Genomic DNA, 16,373 nt, shown 5'->3' on the forward strand with positions numbered 1-16,373 from the left:
ACAGGAACCTGCTAAAGGTTTATAAAAAATACAAGAGCAATCCCATGGTAAAATTTGCTTCTCATACGATAGACGTGAAGTATGATACGCCATCCAGAATGAAGCGGTATGCTGATAAACTGGGTGTCGAAGGTACCCAATGGGAATACCTCTGGGGTACAAGAGATGAAATCTATGGTTTAGCTGAACGTAATTATCTGGTTTCAGCTGTGGAGAATAAAAGAGCTCCCGGTGGTTTTGTGCACGCTGGATACCTGATGCTCGTGGATAAACAGAAGCGGCTGAGGGGTGCTTATGATGGCACACTGGATACTGATGTTAAAAAACTAATGGAAGATATGGATGTGCTGTTAAAAGAGTAATTTTAGGACATCATATACAATGATGAAGGACAAAGAAGACAGCAATTCAGTAAATATAGATTATACCAGGCTCGGCCATGTTTTAAATTCAGTTAAGTCGCCGCAATTGCCTTCAGGTACTAATGATGCTTATAAAACGGTGTTGATTCTTAGTCAGCACCGTTTTTACAGGCATCTGGTAGTGGAACTTGCGGAAGCTGAGATCGCCAAAAATGGTAAGCTTAAGAATCCTTTCAAGTTCGTTGATCCGCTGGACAAGGTTTGGAAAACCAATGCCGAGGTGGAACTGAAGTTTTACACCGGTGTTTCCAGGTTTAAAAATAATTACACGGAAGGAAGGGCAGAATCTGATCTGGAGGCATTAAAGGCGATTGTAAACAATCCCCTGAAGCTTGGTGTGTATCTCCATGATGATAAAATTTCATCAACTATTAATGCGGGTTCGGCTGTTCCTGTGAAAATGGAATTATTAAGGCCTGATCTGGTGATTAGTGTTGATGAAAAGAAGGATGATTTTCAGGTTTCAGGCAAACTGATAGTAGGGGATCGTTCTTTTTCACTGGAAACGATAAAGATTAAGTATCATTATTTTATTCAAACGGGCAATCAGTTGTATCTGGTCGACAATCCGTATGTGTTAAGTGTGATTGATTTCTTTAAGCATCAGAATGATACGATTGTAATTCCCAGAAACGTGTATGAGGAATTTCAAGAGAAGATATTGTCGGTTCTCGAGGGCAAGATCAAAATCAATTATTCTTATCTGAAGCAGGCTACCAAAAAGCAGATCATTGAACAAGGGTTTGACCTGGAAAATGAACAGATCGTGTACCTGTCTGAATCGGAAGATTTTGTGCTGATCACGCCGGTGATGCGTTATGGCGGCCTGGAAATTCCGGTGATCTCCCAAAAGCAGATCCGCTCAAAAGATAAGCTGGGCAAGATGTTTACACTGGACAGAGATGAAGAAAGGGAGCTGCAGTTCATTACGATCATCGCAAAGATGCATCCATACTTTATGGAGCAGATGAAGGAGTTTCCTGATCAAAAGCATGCGGATTGTTTTTACATGCACCGGAAGCATTTTTTAGAAGAGGCCTGGTTTTTGGATGCATTTGAAGCCTGGCGTAGTAAAGGGATTGCTATTCTTGGGTTTAATGCGCTTAAGAATAATAAACTGAGCCCATACAAGGCTGATATTTCCATTAATGTGATTAGTGGAATGGATTGGTTTGAAACTGCGATCAAGGTAAAGTTCAACAAGCAAACGGTATCCCTTAAACATCTTCATAAATCGATCAGGAACAAAAGTAAGTTTGTCCAGCTGGATGATGGTACGACGGGTATTTTGCCAGATGAGTGGCTGGAGAAATTTGAAGGATATTTTGGTGCCGGTGAAATTAATGAGGATATGATCCGCACCGCCAATATCAATTATGCGTCTGTAGAGGAGCTTTATGAGGATGACCTGCTGGATAGGGAGACAAGGGAAAGATTGACGCTTTATCGTTCGCGTTTAGCGTCTTTTGAAGCCATTGAGCATATAGAAGTGCCTCAGGAGCTTAATGCTACGCTAAGGGAGTATCAAAAGGAAGGGTTGAACTGGCTCAATTTTTTGGATGAGTTTAATTTTGGTGCCTGCCTGGCCGATGATATGGGGCTGGGTAAAACTATACAAGTATTGGCCTTTATTCTTTCCCAAAGAAAAAAAGTCGAGAAGAATGTCAACCTGGTGGTGGTGCCTGCTTCCCTGGTGTTCAACTGGACCCAGGAGATCCGGAAGTTTGCACCATCTATAAAAGTGAAAACAATTTATGGCTCGGACCGGGCGAAGGTGGTTCATGATTTTGATCAGTATGAGGTGATATTAACGTCTTATGGTACTCTGCTGTCGGATATCAGGTTTCTGAAGGATTACCGGTTCAATTATATCTTTCTGGATGAATCCCAAACGATCAAGAACCCGGAATCGCAACGCTATAAGGCGGTCAGATTGCTGAGTTCCAGAAATAAGGTAGTGCTGACGGGGACACCGATTGAGAACAATACTTTTGACCTTTACGGGCAGTTGTCTTTTGCCTGTCCGGGTCTGCTGGGCAGTAAGGAACATTTTAAAAGGCTTTATTCTGTACCTATTGACCAGTTCAAAGACAGCAGAAGGGCTAAAGAACTGCAAAAGCGAATCAATCCGTTTGTGTTGAGACGTACAAAGGAGCAGGTGGCCAAAGAGTTGCCTGATAAAACTGAGATGGTGGTCTATTGTGAAATGGGCGCTCAGCAGCGGGAAGTTTATGATGCCGCTAAGGATGAGATCAGGGATTACCTGATGGGAGCTTCTGAGGATGAGCTGGTCAAAAGTAGTATGCACGTACTTCAGGGGATTACCAAACTAAGGCAGATCTGTAACTCGCCTGCGATATTGAATAAGGATGTATATTATGGCGATGCATCGGCTAAAATGGACGTGCTGATGGAGCAGATAGAAAGTAAATCTCCGCATCATAAAATATTGGTGTTTTCCCAGTTCGTGACCATGCTCGATCTGATCAGAGCGCAACTAGATATCCGTGGTGTTTCTTATGCATACCTAACCGGACAGACCCGTGACCGGTCTTCTGTGGTCAATTCTTTTCAGAACAACACGGAAGTTCGTGTGTTTTTGATTAGTCTGAAGGCGGGCGGAATAGGTTTGAACCTGACGCAGGCAGACTATGTTTACCTGGTGGACCCCTGGTGGAATCCTGCTGTTGAAAACCAGGCCATTGACCGGGCTTACCGAATCGGACAGCAAAAAAATGTAATGGCCATAAGATTGATCTGCCCGGATACGATAGAGGAAAAGATCATGCTGATGCAGGAATCTAAGAAAGACCTGGCCGGTGAGCTTATTAAAACGGAAGAATCTATCTTTAAGTCGCTTTCGAAAAAGGATTTGCTGGATCTGCTCTGATAGTTGGGGTTTCAATTGATAAATTTGAACCCTTAAGATTAATTCATTTGCTGGATTTTGTACTGCATCAGTTGGGCAATTGAGCCTGCTCTTAGAATTGCCTTTTCTGCCAGTGGCCCCTCAAAGTTCATTCTAACCGTTTTTTTCCAGATGTTCATCCATTGCTCAAAATGCGCTGACATTAGAGGAACTGTTTTGTTCAGTTCGATGTGTTTGAGCATTGGATTCCCTCTGTAGGTGATGACATCGAAAAGGATGGTTTCCCAGAATGATACCATGGTTGGGATGTGGATCTCCAAAACAAATTCTGCCTTTTTAAATAAAGGACCTATTTTTTCGTCGTTAAGTGCCTGCTTGTAAAAATTCTCCACCAACAGCTCTATATCTTTTTTATCAGCAATATCTCTCATTAATTTTGCGTGTACTGTCCAAATGTTTTTGCCCTGCAAAGATAGGCCTAAACTGACAATTTGTTTTTTCTTGGCCATCTTTTACAGTATTATTAAAATATCAAGTTAAAAACCCTCATATTTATATTGCAAACCTATTGTATAACATTTCAGCAAAAAAAGAATCACGTTACAGATGCAATACCGGGAAATTTTAGATCAGCTTCGCACACACGTGTCAAATCTGTTTCAATCTCATCAGGATAAAAGGTTCGTTTATCACAACCTGAACCATACAGAACAAGTAGTTGAAAACGCGGTTAGAATAGCCAACCATTACCAGCTGCCAGACCAGGATTTTTTTACTGTAATAGCGGCATGCTGGTTTCATGACATAGGATATTTTTATGATTGCAATCAGCACGAATCTAAGGGAATAAGCCTGGCTGCTGATTTTCTTAAGGAAAAGGGTATTGATCAGGAGATAATTGATAAAATCGGAGGATGCATTAAAGCAACGATGATGCCCCAGCGACCTGAAGGTCTTTTAGAGCAAATTGTTTGCGATGCAGACCTTTTTCATTTGGGTAGTGATAGTTTTAAAGAACGGAACAAGCTAATGCGTAAGGAGGCTGAAGCCTTTTTCAACAAGAAAATTGATAAGTCGGAATGGAGGGCGAAGACCATTGCCTTGTTTAAAACGCATCATTTTCATACTGATTTTTGTCAGGATCTTCTCAATGCGAAAAAAGCAGAGAATTTAGCTGAAATGGAAAGCAAATTAATAACTCAACCCAGCGTGGATATAATAGATAATTCTCAGGTGATAGCCACTAAGGAAATAAAAAAGAAAAAAGACGATAAGCCTGAACGTGGTGTGGAAACGATGTTCAGGATTACTTCAACCAATCATCAGCGATTGAGTGATATGGCTGATAACAAGGCGCACATCATGATTTCAACCACGTCGATCATTCTCTCTGTGATCCTGAGTATACTGCTTAGAAAACTCGAAGACAATCCGCATTTGATCATCCCGACGATGATTTTGCTGATCGTCTGCGTAGTGACTATGGTGTTTTCTATCCTGGCCACCAGGCCGTCTATTCCCGAAGGTATATTTACACCTGATGACATTAAGGCGCGACGCGTTAATCTGTTATTCTTTGGTAATTTCTACAGAATGAGTCTTAATGACTATCAAAGCGGGATGCTGAAAATGATGGAAGACCGGGATTTCTTATATGGCAGTCTGATCAAGGATGTTTATGCTCAGGGTGTTGTGCTGGGCCGCAAATACCGTTTGCTTCGTATAGCTTATAATGTGTTCATGTTTGGAATTGTTGCGGCTGTTCTGGCCTTTATTGTTGCCTCTGCTATAGTGATGTAATGATTTTATGGAAAAAGCTGTTTTTTTTAACAGGGATTTAAGTTGGCTGGGATTCAATGGACGTGTACTTACGGAGGCGGCTAAGGATACGGTACCTATTTTGGAACGGATCAAATTCCTGTCTATATACTCTTCTAATCTTGATGAATTTTACAGGGTGAGAATGCCGGTATTGATGGCTGTTGATGAACATTTGGGAGCGTCTGACTTTGCCGGTAATTACGAGCTTGCCAAAATAGAGATCAACAAGCAGCTGCAGAAGTTTGGGGAGATCATATCCAGACAAATTTTACCCACATTGGACGCCGAGGGGATTTATTGGGTCTATAACAAGCCTGTTCCCGATCTCATATCTTCCAGGGTGAATGAGCTCTTTTTTAACGAGGTGCTTGCTTATATCCATTCTGTACGCATTGACGGTGATCTCAGCGATTTTTTTGCTGAAAATAACAAGTTATATCAATTGGTCATACTCGAAGATGGCAATGGGCTGGAAAGGCTTGAGCTCATCAGCATTCCTTCTGATGAAATCCCGCGCCTTTATTCAGTAACGATAAAAGACGGTGAGTATGTATTGTTTCTGGAAGATATTATAAAGCACAACCTATCCCATTTGTTTCCAAATGACATCATCAGGGGCGTTTACAATTTGAAGGTAACACGTGATGCCGAGCTGAATATTGATGAGGTAGATGGGGATGACATCACTGTTGCTTTAGAAAAACAGCTGGAGACCAGGGATCTTGGTTTTGCGACCAGGCTTCTTTGTGAACCGGGAATTCCTTTGAGAAGCCTCTATAAAGTTATTTATGCACTCAATCTTCAGAAAGCATCAATAGTTGAAGGTGGAAGGTATCATAATCTAAAAGATTTGAACAACTTTCCTTTGAACGATGCGAAATTTAGTTACCTGAAATGGCCGCCAGCTTTATCGGTAACTGTTCCGGAAGGCAAAACGCTTTTTGAACAGGTCCTAAAGAAAGATATCCTGATCAATGTGCCATATCAGCGTTATGATCCGGTACTGCGATTTTTTAACGAGGCTGCTAATGATGCCAAAGTCGAGGAGATCTACGTTACGCTGTACCGTGTTGCCAGCAATTCCAGGATAGTTAGTGCCTTGAGCACGGCGGCAAGAAACGGCAAGAGGGTAGTAGTGATGGTTGAATTAAAGGCGCGGTTTGACGAGGCCAATAATATCAAATGGGCGAAAAGAATGAAGGCTGCAGGTGTAAAGATCATTTACAGCAGTCTCGATCTGAAGGTGCATGCTAAAGTTGCGCTGATCAAACGAAGGGTAGCTGAGCAATCACAATATCTGGGCCTGCTGGCCACAGGTAATCTGAATGAAACCACAGCAAAATTTTATACCGATCATGTTTTGCTGACTGCCTATCAGCCAATGCTGCAGGAGCTGGAATCCCTGTTTGGCTTCCTGAGTAAGAAAAAGAAAGTTCCATCGGCGGAAGATCAAATCAATTTTGAGCACCTCCTGGTGGCCCAGTTCAATCTTCAAAGTGGTTTTCTAAATCTTATACAGCGTGAGATTGATCATGCCGGGAAGGGACACCCTGCTGCAATCACCATAAAAATGAACAACCTCGAGGAAAAGGTGATGATTTCCAAGTTATATGAAGCTGCCCAGGCTGGTGTGAAGATAAAATTAATCATAAGAGGCATTTGCTGCCTGATACCCGGTGTAGCGGGGTTGAGTGAAAATATTGAAGTACTCAGGATTGTAGGCCGGTACCTTGAACATGGCCGGATTTTTATATTTCACAATAATGGCCATGATGACGTTTATATGGGCTCAGCAGATTGGATGAACAGGAATATTTACAGCAGGATAGAGGTTTGTTTTCCTGTTTATGATCCGGATTTGAAGCGTACCATTACAGAAATCATTAACTTGCAAAATGATGATACTGCGCAGCAGTCTATTTATTTATTTTTGCATGAGCAGAATGTTTTACAAACCTGATTGACTTATGAAACGAATTTATCCCTATGGTTTGATTTCTCTAACGCTCTTCGTACTTCTTGGGACGATAGCCTGTAAGAATCCCAAGAACAAATATACCAGCCCGGCGGGCTATGATTTTCTGAAGCCTGATAAATTTACGATGCCCTCCAGTTTGCTGGAAATTTCAGGATTAGCTTTTCATGACATGAACAGTGATACGGTTTATACCATACAGGATGAAGACGGAAAATTGTTCAGGCAGCAGTGGGATGTAAAAAAGCAGAAGAACATGAAGTTTGCGTCCAAGGGTGATTATGAAGATCTGGGAATTTTTCACGATAAAGTATTTGTATTAAAAAGTAATGGCTCCCTTTATTCTTTCCCGTTTTCAGAGTCAGTTAAAGAAGAATCAGATCAGGTAAAAGAACGTAAACGCGTGGTGCCTAAAGGTGAATATGAGAGTTTGTATGTTGATCCGGAAAGCAATAAGCTGTACATTTTGTGTAAGAACTGTCCTGTAGATAAAAAGAATAAGCAGGTTACCGGATATATTTTGGATTATGATGCTTCATTAGATTCACTCGCTGGTCTGGATAGCTTTAAAGTTGATCTGACTAAACTAAAAGATATTAATGCAAGATTAAAGACGAGTTCAAGCCCTTCTGCTCTGACTAAAAATCCGGATACGAAAGAATGGTATATTCTCTCTTCAGCCAATAAATTACTGATTGTAACCGATGAGCACTGGAAAATAAAAGCAGCTCATAAATTGAATTCGTCCACTTTTAATCAACCTGAAGGCCTGGCTTTTGATAAAGATCTGAACTTGTATATTTCTAATGAAGGAGATGAAATCACGGATGGTAATATTTTAAAATTTAAATATGCACCGTCAGGTAAGAAATAAAACATCACTGCGCTATTTACTAATAGGTTTTTTCCTGCTGATCTCTGGCTATGCCAGGGCGCAGCAGACAGATTCTATCGTTTCCAGGGTGATATTGATCGGCGATGCCGGAGAAATGGACCTGCAGCAGGGGGGAGTGATTGGAAACGCTTCCGCTAAGGTCCTTCAGGGTAAAACCACCGTATTTTATCTTGGTGATAACATTTATCCAAGGGGAATGGGGCTGCCGGGAAGTAGGGAGGAACAGCAGACGCATGAGATCATAAAATCTCAATATACACCGTTCAGGACCTTGAGAGCGCCTGTTTATTTTATACCCGGAAATCATGACTGGGATAAAAGCGGCCCGCTTGGTTTGGATAAGATCAGGAGGCAGGGTTCGTTCTTAAAAGAGCAGGGTGACAGCCTGTTGAAGCTCATTCCGGATGGGGGCTGCCCGGGACCTGTTGAGATTTCACTCGGCAATAATCTGGTGGTCATTGCGTTTGACAGCGAATGGTGGGTATTTCCGCATAATAAAGATACCACCGGATGCGCGTGCAGCACTAAGGACGAAGTCATTGCCAGAATGAAGCTTTTATTTGACAAGAACAGGAACAAAGTGGTTCTACTCGCCTCGCACCATCCATTTCAAAGCTATGGTAATCACGGCGGCTATTTCTCGTGGAAAGATCATATTTTTCCGCTTACTGCGGCAAATAAGAATTTATACATTCCATTACCGGTAATTGGTTCATTGTATCCCTTGCTGCGGACTATTTTTGTAAATCCTGAAGATCTGGGACATCCGCTCTACAAGGATATGATCAGCAGGATAGACAGTACTTTTGCCGGATATCCTAATCTTGTTCATGTGGCCGGTCACGATCATGGTCTTCAATTTATAAAAAACGAGGGCATACAGGTGGTTAGTGGTTCTGGTGCGAAGCATAGTTTTGTAAGGAAAGGAAAGCACGCATTATATGCTTCAATAGATCCGGGTTATGTAATTGTGGATCAGTTGATAAATAATTACGTTCGTTTTACCTATTATGCAAATACAGGTAGTAAATTTGAGCAGGTTTTTACTTATATTAAAGAATACAATTCAAGTTCCTGATATTTTGTTGAAATTCTAATAACGAATTATATCAATGCAAGCCATTACGCTAAATCTAAATAAGATACATGAACCAGGAGGACATCCGATCGGTGCAGATATCAAACTCTCTCTCCATCCATTCATCGAATACATTCAAAGAAAAGCCAATACAGAAAAAACCAGTAAAATTAATTTCTACCGTTATATTCTGGAACAGTTCAACCAATATCCTGAACTCCGCTACCCCATAGCTCCGGAGGATGCGAAGAATTATTCAGCATTATTTGAACTGATCCATACTTCTTTGTCTCCGATCATCAACGATGAAACGCAACAGTACTGGGCATTGAGCACACCCATATCTGCCTGGTTCCACTATGGAACAGATGCTTTTTATAGTGTTTTTATGGAGCCCTCTAAATGCAGTCTTAAAGCAGATTTAAGTTTGCCTTCTAAAAAGGATATGGATAAAAACATGTTATCTGCTTTTTATAACCTGATCATGGAAAGGTTCTATAATTTTTCATTAAGCAATAATGAGTTTACTGTAAATTCAATCGTTGATCCGGAAACTCATTTGCTGAAATATTACAGGCTGAATGTGGATTCGCGCTTTTTGGATATCAAAGCCAGTGAAAAGCTGCCTGAGTACAACCTGAAGGACGTTAAAGATTATATCAAAGATGAAAGGAACACGTTAAAGATACTGACCAAGCTTATTCCACCGGAAATATTTACTGTTGAAGGAATATCGATCGTAACGCTGACCGATGTGACTGCTGAATACGCATTGGAGACTGTAAAAAATATAATCATTGAGCACAATGAATCTCAAAAGGGAGAGCACAGCAGCGATATTGCCACTGCATTAAAAACACTGGTTGGTACAGATCAGGTAGAATTTGGTATGCTTCCCTATATCAAGGTAAATAAAAAGCTGATGATCGATGATCAATCCGGTTTCAAGAGCATAGTTGTGCAGCTGGCAAAAGAAAAAGGCATTGACGATGATGAGTATAAAAGCTTAATAGAAGATTATCTTGAAAATCCGCGTACGCTGATCTTTCCAGAGATTACCAAGGAGGAGATGGTAAACTATCCAATGCTGCAGCTTTTGGGCGATGTAGGGATTAAGTCATATGCACTTTTTCCGCTTTATTACAATGCAAAGCTGGTAGGCTGCCTGGAGTTTTATACCAAAGATGCGACTAAATTTAACGGAAATACGCTGACTAAAATAGAGCGTGCTTTTCCTTTATTGGCGCAATTGTTTCAGAATATCATTATTGACTTTAATAATGATATTCAGGATATCATTACCGCTAAATTTACTGCTTTGCAGCCATCTATACAGTGGCGATTCAACAAGGCAGCATACAATTACCTGCAATCTGGCGCCAGGGAAAGAAATTTGCCGGTTGAACCCATATTTTTTAGAAATGTTTATCCTTTTTATGGGGCGGTAGATATAAAAAATTCCAGTGTACAGCGCAATGCTGCAATCAGAAGAGATCTTTATATGCATTTTGGCATCCTCGAAAATACCATCAGCAAGATTAAAGGTTTGATCGCTTTATGCAAGGAGGAAGATATCCCTAAAGAAGAGACCATCTGGAACTATAAAAATCTGGATGAGCTATCTGACCGTGAAATACTGAAAACAGAAGACTATCTGCAGCGACAAATACCCACCTCATTAAATCTGCTAAAAGAAAACCATCCGGACTTAACAACCGTTGTTGAAGAATATTTCAAACTTACAGGCGCAGAAGGCAAGGTCTTTGAGAACAGAGAGCGCTATGAGAAAAGCATGCAGATGATCAACCTGGCCGTGACCCGTCACCTGGATGATTTTAACGCCGAACTCCAGGGGGTTTATCCAAACTACTTTGAGAAATTCAGAACTGACGGTGTGGAATTCGATATTTATATGGGACAGTCTATAGCCCCCAGGAAACCTTTCACTAATAACCTGCTTGCCAGTTTCCGGTTAAAGCAATTGAGGGTTCTCGCTGAAATTGCACAGACTACTAATAATTTAGGTCCGTATTTTTCTTTACCTTTAGAAACAACACAGCTTATTTTTGTATATGATAAGCCTATTGATGTAAGCTTTAGAATTGACGAGCAAAGATTTGATGTAGAGGGCAGCTATAATATCCGCTATCAGATGGTAAAAAAACGAATTGATAAAGCTCATATTAAAGATACTGAAGAGCGTTTGACCCAGCCGGGGAAAATCGCGATTGTATATTTTAACAGTTCTGAAGCAAAGGAGTATTTGGGGTATATTAAGAAACTTCAAAGTCAGGGCTTGTTGACCAATGACCTGGAGTATCTTGAAATAGAAGAATTACAAGGTGTAGAAGGATTAAAGGCCCTTAGAGTGGGAGTAAGCTTAAAAAGATCACTGAATTAATATGCGTTTAAAAAACCTGCTCGGTTTATCTCTTCTTGTTTTAACAATCCCAGTCTTTGCACAGAAAGTGAGCACAGGTGATTCTATCACTGTGGTTATGGGCCCTGAATATGATAAAGTGAGCAGTTTGCACAGGTTCTGGCTTGGCGAAAGCTATCGGAAGATCTGGGCTACTCCAGTAAAAGTCCGGGTGATTGATCTTCAAAAAGAACGTGGCGGTTTTAAAATAGTAAAGCTTGGTGGTGGTATGCAGACGCGTTCGTTGCGTCTGGAAGATTCTACAGGAAGAGAATGGGCCTTAAGGACAATTCAAAAATATCCTGAGCAGGGATTGCCGAAGAGTCTGAGACCTACTATTGCCAAAGACATTGTTCAGGACCAGGTCTCTACCAATCACCCTTTTGCGGCGCTTATTGTCCCTCCATTGGCTGAAGCGTTGGATATTGCTCACTCGAAGCCCGAAATTGTTTATGTAGGTGATGATCCTGTGTTGGGAGAGTACCGTAAAGATTTTGCGAATGCAGCCTATCTGCTGGAACCGCGTTCCCCATTTGAAGAAGAAACAGACAATACCATTAAGGTTCAGCGAAAGATCCAGGAGGATAACGATACGCGTGCCGATCAAAAGCTAACCCTGAGGGCAAGACTCCTTGATTTTGTGCTTGGAGACTGGGACAGACATGAAGACAACTGGCGCTGGCTTCCACAAAAAAAGAACGGAGAAACGACCTATACTCCTGTTCCCAGGGATAGAGATAAAGTATTCTACAAGACCTCGGGTATATTTCCATGGATACTTAACCATCAATGGCTGAAATCTCATTTACAACCTTATAGCGGGACAATCCGGGATGTAAACCACTGGAATTTTAATGAAAGATATTTTGACAGATACTTTTTAAATGAATTGAGCGAGCAGGACTGGAAAAATGAAGTAAAATATGCTCAGGATAGACTGCAGCCGGAATTGATCAATAAGGCTTTCAGACAAATGCCTGATACTATATTCAAACTTAGCGGTGAAGAGCTGATCAAATTCTTCACTTCCAGAAAAAATAAATTAGACACACTGGCTCTGCAATATTATAAATTCTTGGCCATAAATGTCGATGTTCCCACTTCAGATAAAAAAGAGTTTTTTGATGTCAGTAACCTTGAAAACGGAGATGTGGAGATTACCATATCCAACATCAACAAAGAAGGAAAGAAAGGGAGACAAGTTTATCACCGGATATTTGATCCCAGGGTAACTAAAGAGATCAGGCTGTACGGCATGGCAGGCGAAGATGTCTTCTCTGTTTCCGGAACGGGAAGTTCTGATATAAAAGTCAGAATGATTGGGGGCGGCGATCCTGACAAATTTGACATTGCCAAAGATGTATACAATAAGCCTTATGTGTACGACCGCTCTGATGAAAAGAATGAATTTCCATCAGGCTCTGATGCCCGCTTAAGACTTGCGAAAGATACCCTTGTGAATAAATTTGACGGGAATGCTTTTCTTTACGACAGATCGGGTCCGCTGTTTAGCTTGAATTATAATATTGACCAGGGATTTCAGGTTGGGTTGGGGTATATTTACGAGACGCAAGGTTTTAGGAAAAAGCCTTTTGGAGCTAAGCATGAGTTTTGGGCAAATTATACCACAGGCAGAAGGTCGTTTATTTTAGATTACCGGGGGGAGTTTAAAAAAGCAGTTGGTGGTAATGACTTAATTGTACACGCCAATATGCTGGGTCCTAATAATCTGAGCAATTTCTTTGGTATCGGAAACAATACCAAATACCTGAAGCTCGATGATGAGGATGAAGAACTGTTGGACAGGGAAGACGGCATTTCCTATTATAGAAACCGCTACAACTATCTCAATGCAGATGTAAAGCTGAGCAGAAGCCTGAGCAAACACCTTATAGTAGAGGGCGGGATTTTGGCATCCTGGTATACCAGTACCGTTTCAGGTAACGAGGAGCGGTTTTTTAATGATTACAATGCTTTGCATCCCGAAGAAGAGATTTTCTCCGATAAATACTATGCCGGTTTAATAGCTGGGTGGACTTATGACAGGAGAGACAATATATCTATTCCAAAAAAAGGATTGTATTGGAAAACCCAGTTTATCGCACAGCATAGAATTGATAAAATCAGTGATAAGTACGGTTCAGTCACATCTGAATTCCGTTTCTACCTGAATCCTTCAAATTCGGGGCTTGTCATAGCCAACAGGATAGGTGGAGGGACAGTTATCGGGAAGCCAACATTCTTTCAGCGGATGCAAATTGGTGGTGTAACTAGCTTGAGAGGTTTTAATAGCAGACGTTTTACGGGTACTACAATGGCTTATCATAACCTGGATCTCAGGTTAAAGCTTTTCAATTTTACCTCTTATCTGGTACCTGGGACGGTAGGAATGATCGGCTTTCATGATACCGGAAGGGTCTGGGAGAAAGGAGAATCATCTGCCAGATGGCACCATGGTTATGGCGGGGGATTATACGTAGTACCCGGAGAAGTATTGCTGATACAGGCTGCAGTTGGCTTCTCAAGAGAAGCAACCATGCCGTACATATCCATTGGGTTTAATTTCTAAGAGTTACTCGGCTTCGTCATCTACAAAAAGCCTGATCTCATGGTCAGAAATTGTAATCAGTCTGTCTTTATACAAACCTCCAATTACTTTTTTAAAAGCACTCTTACTGATTTTGAACCGGTCATATATATCGTCAGGTGCACTCTTATCGCCCAAAGCTATCAAGCCACCTGACTCCTTAAGTTCTTCCAGTATCGCGTCTTTGCTATCCAAAATATGCCCATATCCCATAGGCTGAAGGCTCAAATCGATCTTTCCTTCCACCCGAACCTTTTTAACCCAGCCTTTTCTTACTTCTCCCGGATTTAAGATGTCGAAGAGCTCATTGGTATACAAAAGACCAATGTACTTGTTATCTATTATTGCATTATAGCCCAGGTCAGACCTGTCCACGATGAGTAAACTTACCTCATCACCTTCTTCAAGATCGATTTCCTGTTCCTCAACAAAATTGAGCAGCTTGGACGAAGCGATCATCCTGTTATTGCTGGTGTCTAGAAAGACATAGACCACATGACTATCGCCTTTAAACATTGGACGCTTTTGCTCTCTTGCCGGAACAAAAATGTCTTTATCCAGCCCCAGGTCCATAAAAGCACCATCTTCACCATCGTCAACCACTGTAAGATAAGCAAAATCACCTACACAAGCTAATGGTCTTTTGGTTGTTGCGATCAGTTTACTTTCTTTGTTGGCATAGACGAATGCACTTACATTATCGCCGACCTCTGTGTTTTTAGGCACATCTGTATAAGGAAGCAAGGCTTCATCTTCTCCATCTGTTAAAACCAGGCCTGAATCGTTTTTAGTTATAATTCTTAGATCGTTGTATTGTCCTATTGCTATCATGGTGGTAAATTTAGCCATTCCCGAAATGTGGGAATGGCTTTAAATGTTAATGATTTACAAATGTACTAAACAGAGCTTAGATTAGTTCCTTATAATGCGATCCAGTGATTACTATATTGCATAATCCGTTTGGAGGCAATCCAAAAAGGATTTCCAGTTTTACAACTATGTTATAGGGGATTTCCGTTTTAGAGCTGACAGTTATCCTCGCATAACCATTAAAGGTATTTACGCTCTTTCCGATTATTCCCGGGATTAATTTAATAACTTTCGCATACTCTACTCTGCTAAGGCTATTCAAGATCTCTTCGATCTTGAATTTTTTTTCTTTCGAACCTTTCGAATTCATAAATAAAATTTAATTTTTAATGGGTAAATAATAAATTAATTAATAGGCCTATTAGTGTAAGTTTATACATAAATTTGGACATAACATTAATTTGTTAAGAAAAAAAATCAAATTTTTATGATAAATAGTTGCTCAAACCGTTTAGCACGAGCCAGATTTATTGCAATTTTACTTCGGTATCCGGTTGTACAATAAAAAACCAGGCGCTGAGCTGCCGGTATTTCGGTTAGCCTGTCCGCAAGTTCATATAAGGGTACATTTAGTCCCCCTATATTGGATTCTTCATACTCATAGGCTTCCCTGACATCAATCAACAGAAAATCCTCATAACGATTCTCCCAGTCTTTAAGATCGTCTAATGAAATACTGGTAAAAGAGGGGCTGATGCTTGCCTTAGGGTCTAAACTGGCTTGCTTCTGCAGATCGAAAATTCTAATGTCATTGCTTAAGACATCAATGGTCATTAGTTTTCCTGATAATACCTCTCCAAAGCCGGCGATCACTTTAATGACCTCATTGGCCATGTAAGTACCCACAATACCAGGCAAAGTACCAATCACACCACTTTCCCCACAATTTGGAACCTCCTCTGCCGAAGGAGGTTCAGGATAGAGGCTCCGGTAATTTGGCCCACCCCGGTAATTGAAAACAGAAAGCTGTCCCTCAAACTTAAACAGCGAACCAAATACAAGAGGTTTTTTTAGCTCTACACAAGTGTCATTCACCAAATACCGGGTAGGAAAATTGTCGGACCCGTCAATTACGATATCATATTTCCCAATGATAGCTGCTGCGTTATCAATAGTGAACTTAAAAGGATAACCGTCAAAACTAATGTGAGGATTGAGCAATTGGAGCTTAGCCATTGCTGTTTCGGCCTTGTTCTTTCCAATATCGCTGGTATTATAAAGAATCTGCCGTTGCAAATTGCTTTCATCAACCAGATCATGATCAATGACTCCGATATGGCCAACACCCGCAGCAGAAAGATAGAGCAATACAGGGCAGCCCAGTCCGCCGGCACCTATGACCAAAACAGATGCGGCTTTTAGTTTCTGCTGTCCTTCAATTCCCAGTTCAGGAAGCAGCATTTGACGGTCATATCGTTTTAATTCTGAACTATTCAT

12 protein-coding genes are annotated in these 16,373 nt (G+C 41.0%); 8 read left to right on the forward strand and 4 right to left on the reverse strand.

What is annotated here, in order from left to right:
* Together VK541_RS05820 and VK541_RS05825 are read left to right on the forward strand one after the other, a co-directional pair.
* The coding region (locus VK541_RS05820) for an SCO family protein (RefSeq protein ID WP_324367843.1) at positions 1–362 on the forward strand (362 nt) is incomplete at its 5' end.
* Positions 363–381: 19 nt separating this feature from the next.
* Positions 382–3,312, forward strand: a complete 2,931-nt coding sequence (locus tag VK541_RS05825) for a DEAD/DEAH box helicase (RefSeq protein ID WP_324367844.1) — start codon at positions 382–384, stop codon at positions 3,310–3,312.
* Between the two features lie 38 nt (positions 3,313–3,350).
* Here VK541_RS05825 and VK541_RS05830 read toward each other — a convergent pair whose 3' ends face one another.
* Positions 3,351–3,800, reverse strand: a complete 450-nt coding sequence (locus VK541_RS05830; RefSeq protein ID WP_324367846.1) for a group III truncated hemoglobin — start codon at positions 3,798–3,800, stop codon at positions 3,351–3,353.
* 97 nt (positions 3,801–3,897) lie between these two features.
* Between VK541_RS05830 and VK541_RS05835 the strand changes: the two genes are divergently transcribed.
* From VK541_RS05835 to VK541_RS05860, 6 genes are read left to right on the forward strand one after another with little or no spacing between them, the layout of a single operon-like run.
* On the forward strand, positions 3,898–5,091 hold the full coding sequence (locus VK541_RS05835) for a Pycsar system effector family protein (protein WP_324367849.1): 1,194 nt from the start codon (positions 3,898–3,900) through the stop codon (positions 5,089–5,091).
* A gap of 7 nt (positions 5,092–5,098) precedes the next feature.
* Positions 5,099–7,072, forward strand: a complete 1,974-nt coding sequence (ppk1, locus tag VK541_RS05840) for a polyphosphate kinase 1 (protein ID WP_324367851.1) — start codon at positions 5,099–5,101, stop codon at positions 7,070–7,072.
* 7 nt (positions 7,073–7,079) lie between these two features.
* On the forward strand, positions 7,080–7,961 hold the full coding sequence (locus VK541_RS05845; protein WP_324367852.1) for an SdiA-regulated domain-containing protein: 882 nt from the start codon (positions 7,080–7,082) through the stop codon (positions 7,959–7,961).
* A complete protein-coding gene (locus tag VK541_RS05850; RefSeq protein ID WP_324367854.1) occupies positions 7,939–9,060 on the forward strand; it encodes a metallophosphoesterase in 1,122 nt (373 codons plus the stop codon). Before VK541_RS05845 ends, VK541_RS05850 begins: the two co-directional genes overlap by 23 nt.
* A 34-nt stretch (positions 9,061–9,094) precedes the next feature.
* Positions 9,095–11,461, forward strand: a complete 2,367-nt coding sequence (locus VK541_RS05855; RefSeq protein ID WP_324367856.1) for a GAF domain-containing protein — start codon at positions 9,095–9,097, stop codon at positions 11,459–11,461.
* 1 nt (position 11,462) lies between these two features.
* On the forward strand, positions 11,463–14,048 hold the full coding sequence (locus VK541_RS05860; RefSeq protein ID WP_324367858.1) for a BamA/TamA family outer membrane protein: 2,586 nt from the start codon (positions 11,463–11,465) through the stop codon (positions 14,046–14,048).
* A gap of 3 nt (positions 14,049–14,051) precedes the next feature.
* Here the strand turns inward: VK541_RS05860 and VK541_RS05865 are convergent, their stop codons facing one another.
* The 3 genes from VK541_RS05865 to VK541_RS05875 all read right to left on the reverse strand — a co-directional run bounded on the left by VK541_RS05865 (position 14,052) and on the right by VK541_RS05875 (position 16,373).
* Positions 14,052–14,897 (reverse strand): CvfB family protein, encoded by an 846-nt coding sequence (locus tag VK541_RS05865; protein ID WP_324367860.1) that lies wholly within the window; start codon positions 14,895–14,897, stop codon positions 14,052–14,054.
* A gap of 76 nt (positions 14,898–14,973) precedes the next feature.
* A complete protein-coding gene (locus tag VK541_RS05870; RefSeq protein ID WP_324367861.1) occupies positions 14,974–15,246 on the reverse strand; it encodes a hypothetical protein in 273 nt (90 codons plus the stop codon).
* 107 nt (positions 15,247–15,353) lie between these two features.
* Positions 15,354–16,373 carry a HesA/MoeB/ThiF family protein gene (locus VK541_RS05875; RefSeq protein ID WP_324367863.1) on the reverse strand — a complete coding sequence of 340 codons (1,020 nt, stop codon included), beginning with the start codon at positions 16,371–16,373 and terminating at the stop codon, positions 15,354–15,356.

The sequence above is a fragment of the Pedobacter sp. genome (assembly GCF_035317785.1).
Taxonomy (GTDB): Bacteria; Bacteroidota; Bacteroidia; order Sphingobacteriales; family Sphingobacteriaceae; genus Pedobacter.

Excerpts from the sequence above, each read along its gene's own strand:
- VK541_RS05860 (WP_324367858.1), top strand. The coding sequence starts at position 11,463 with ATGCGTTTAAAAAACCTGCTCGGTTTATCTCTTCTTGTTTTAACAATC.
- VK541_RS05850 (WP_324367854.1), top strand. The coding sequence starts at position 7,939 with ATGCACCGTCAGGTAAGAAATAAAACATCACTGCGCTATTTACTAATA.
- VK541_RS05825 (WP_324367844.1), top strand. The coding sequence starts at position 382 with ATGATGAAGGACAAAGAAGACAGCAATTCAGTAAATATAGATTATACC.
- VK541_RS05830 (WP_324367846.1), bottom strand. The coding sequence starts at position 3,800 with ATGGCCAAGAAAAAACAAATTGTCAGTTTAGGCCTATCTTTGCAGGGC.
- VK541_RS05835 (WP_324367849.1), top strand. The coding sequence starts at position 3,898 with ATGCAATACCGGGAAATTTTAGATCAGCTTCGCACACACGTGTCAAAT.
- VK541_RS05855 (WP_324367856.1), top strand. The coding sequence starts at position 9,095 with ATGCAAGCCATTACGCTAAATCTAAATAAGATACATGAACCAGGAGGA.
- VK541_RS05845 (WP_324367852.1), top strand. The coding sequence starts at position 7,080 with ATGAAACGAATTTATCCCTATGGTTTGATTTCTCTAACGCTCTTCGTA.
- VK541_RS05865 (WP_324367860.1), bottom strand. The coding sequence starts at position 14,897 with ATGATAGCAATAGGACAATACAACGATCTAAGAATTATAACTAAAAAC.
- ppk1 (WP_324367851.1), top strand. The coding sequence starts at position 5,099 with ATGGAAAAAGCTGTTTTTTTTAACAGGGATTTAAGTTGGCTGGGATTC.
- VK541_RS05875 (WP_324367863.1), bottom strand. The coding sequence starts at position 16,373 with ATGAATAGTTCAGAATTAAAACGATATGACCGTCAAATGCTGCTTCCT.
- VK541_RS05870 (WP_324367861.1), bottom strand. The coding sequence starts at position 15,246 with ATGAATTCGAAAGGTTCGAAAGAAAAAAAATTCAAGATCGAAGAGATC.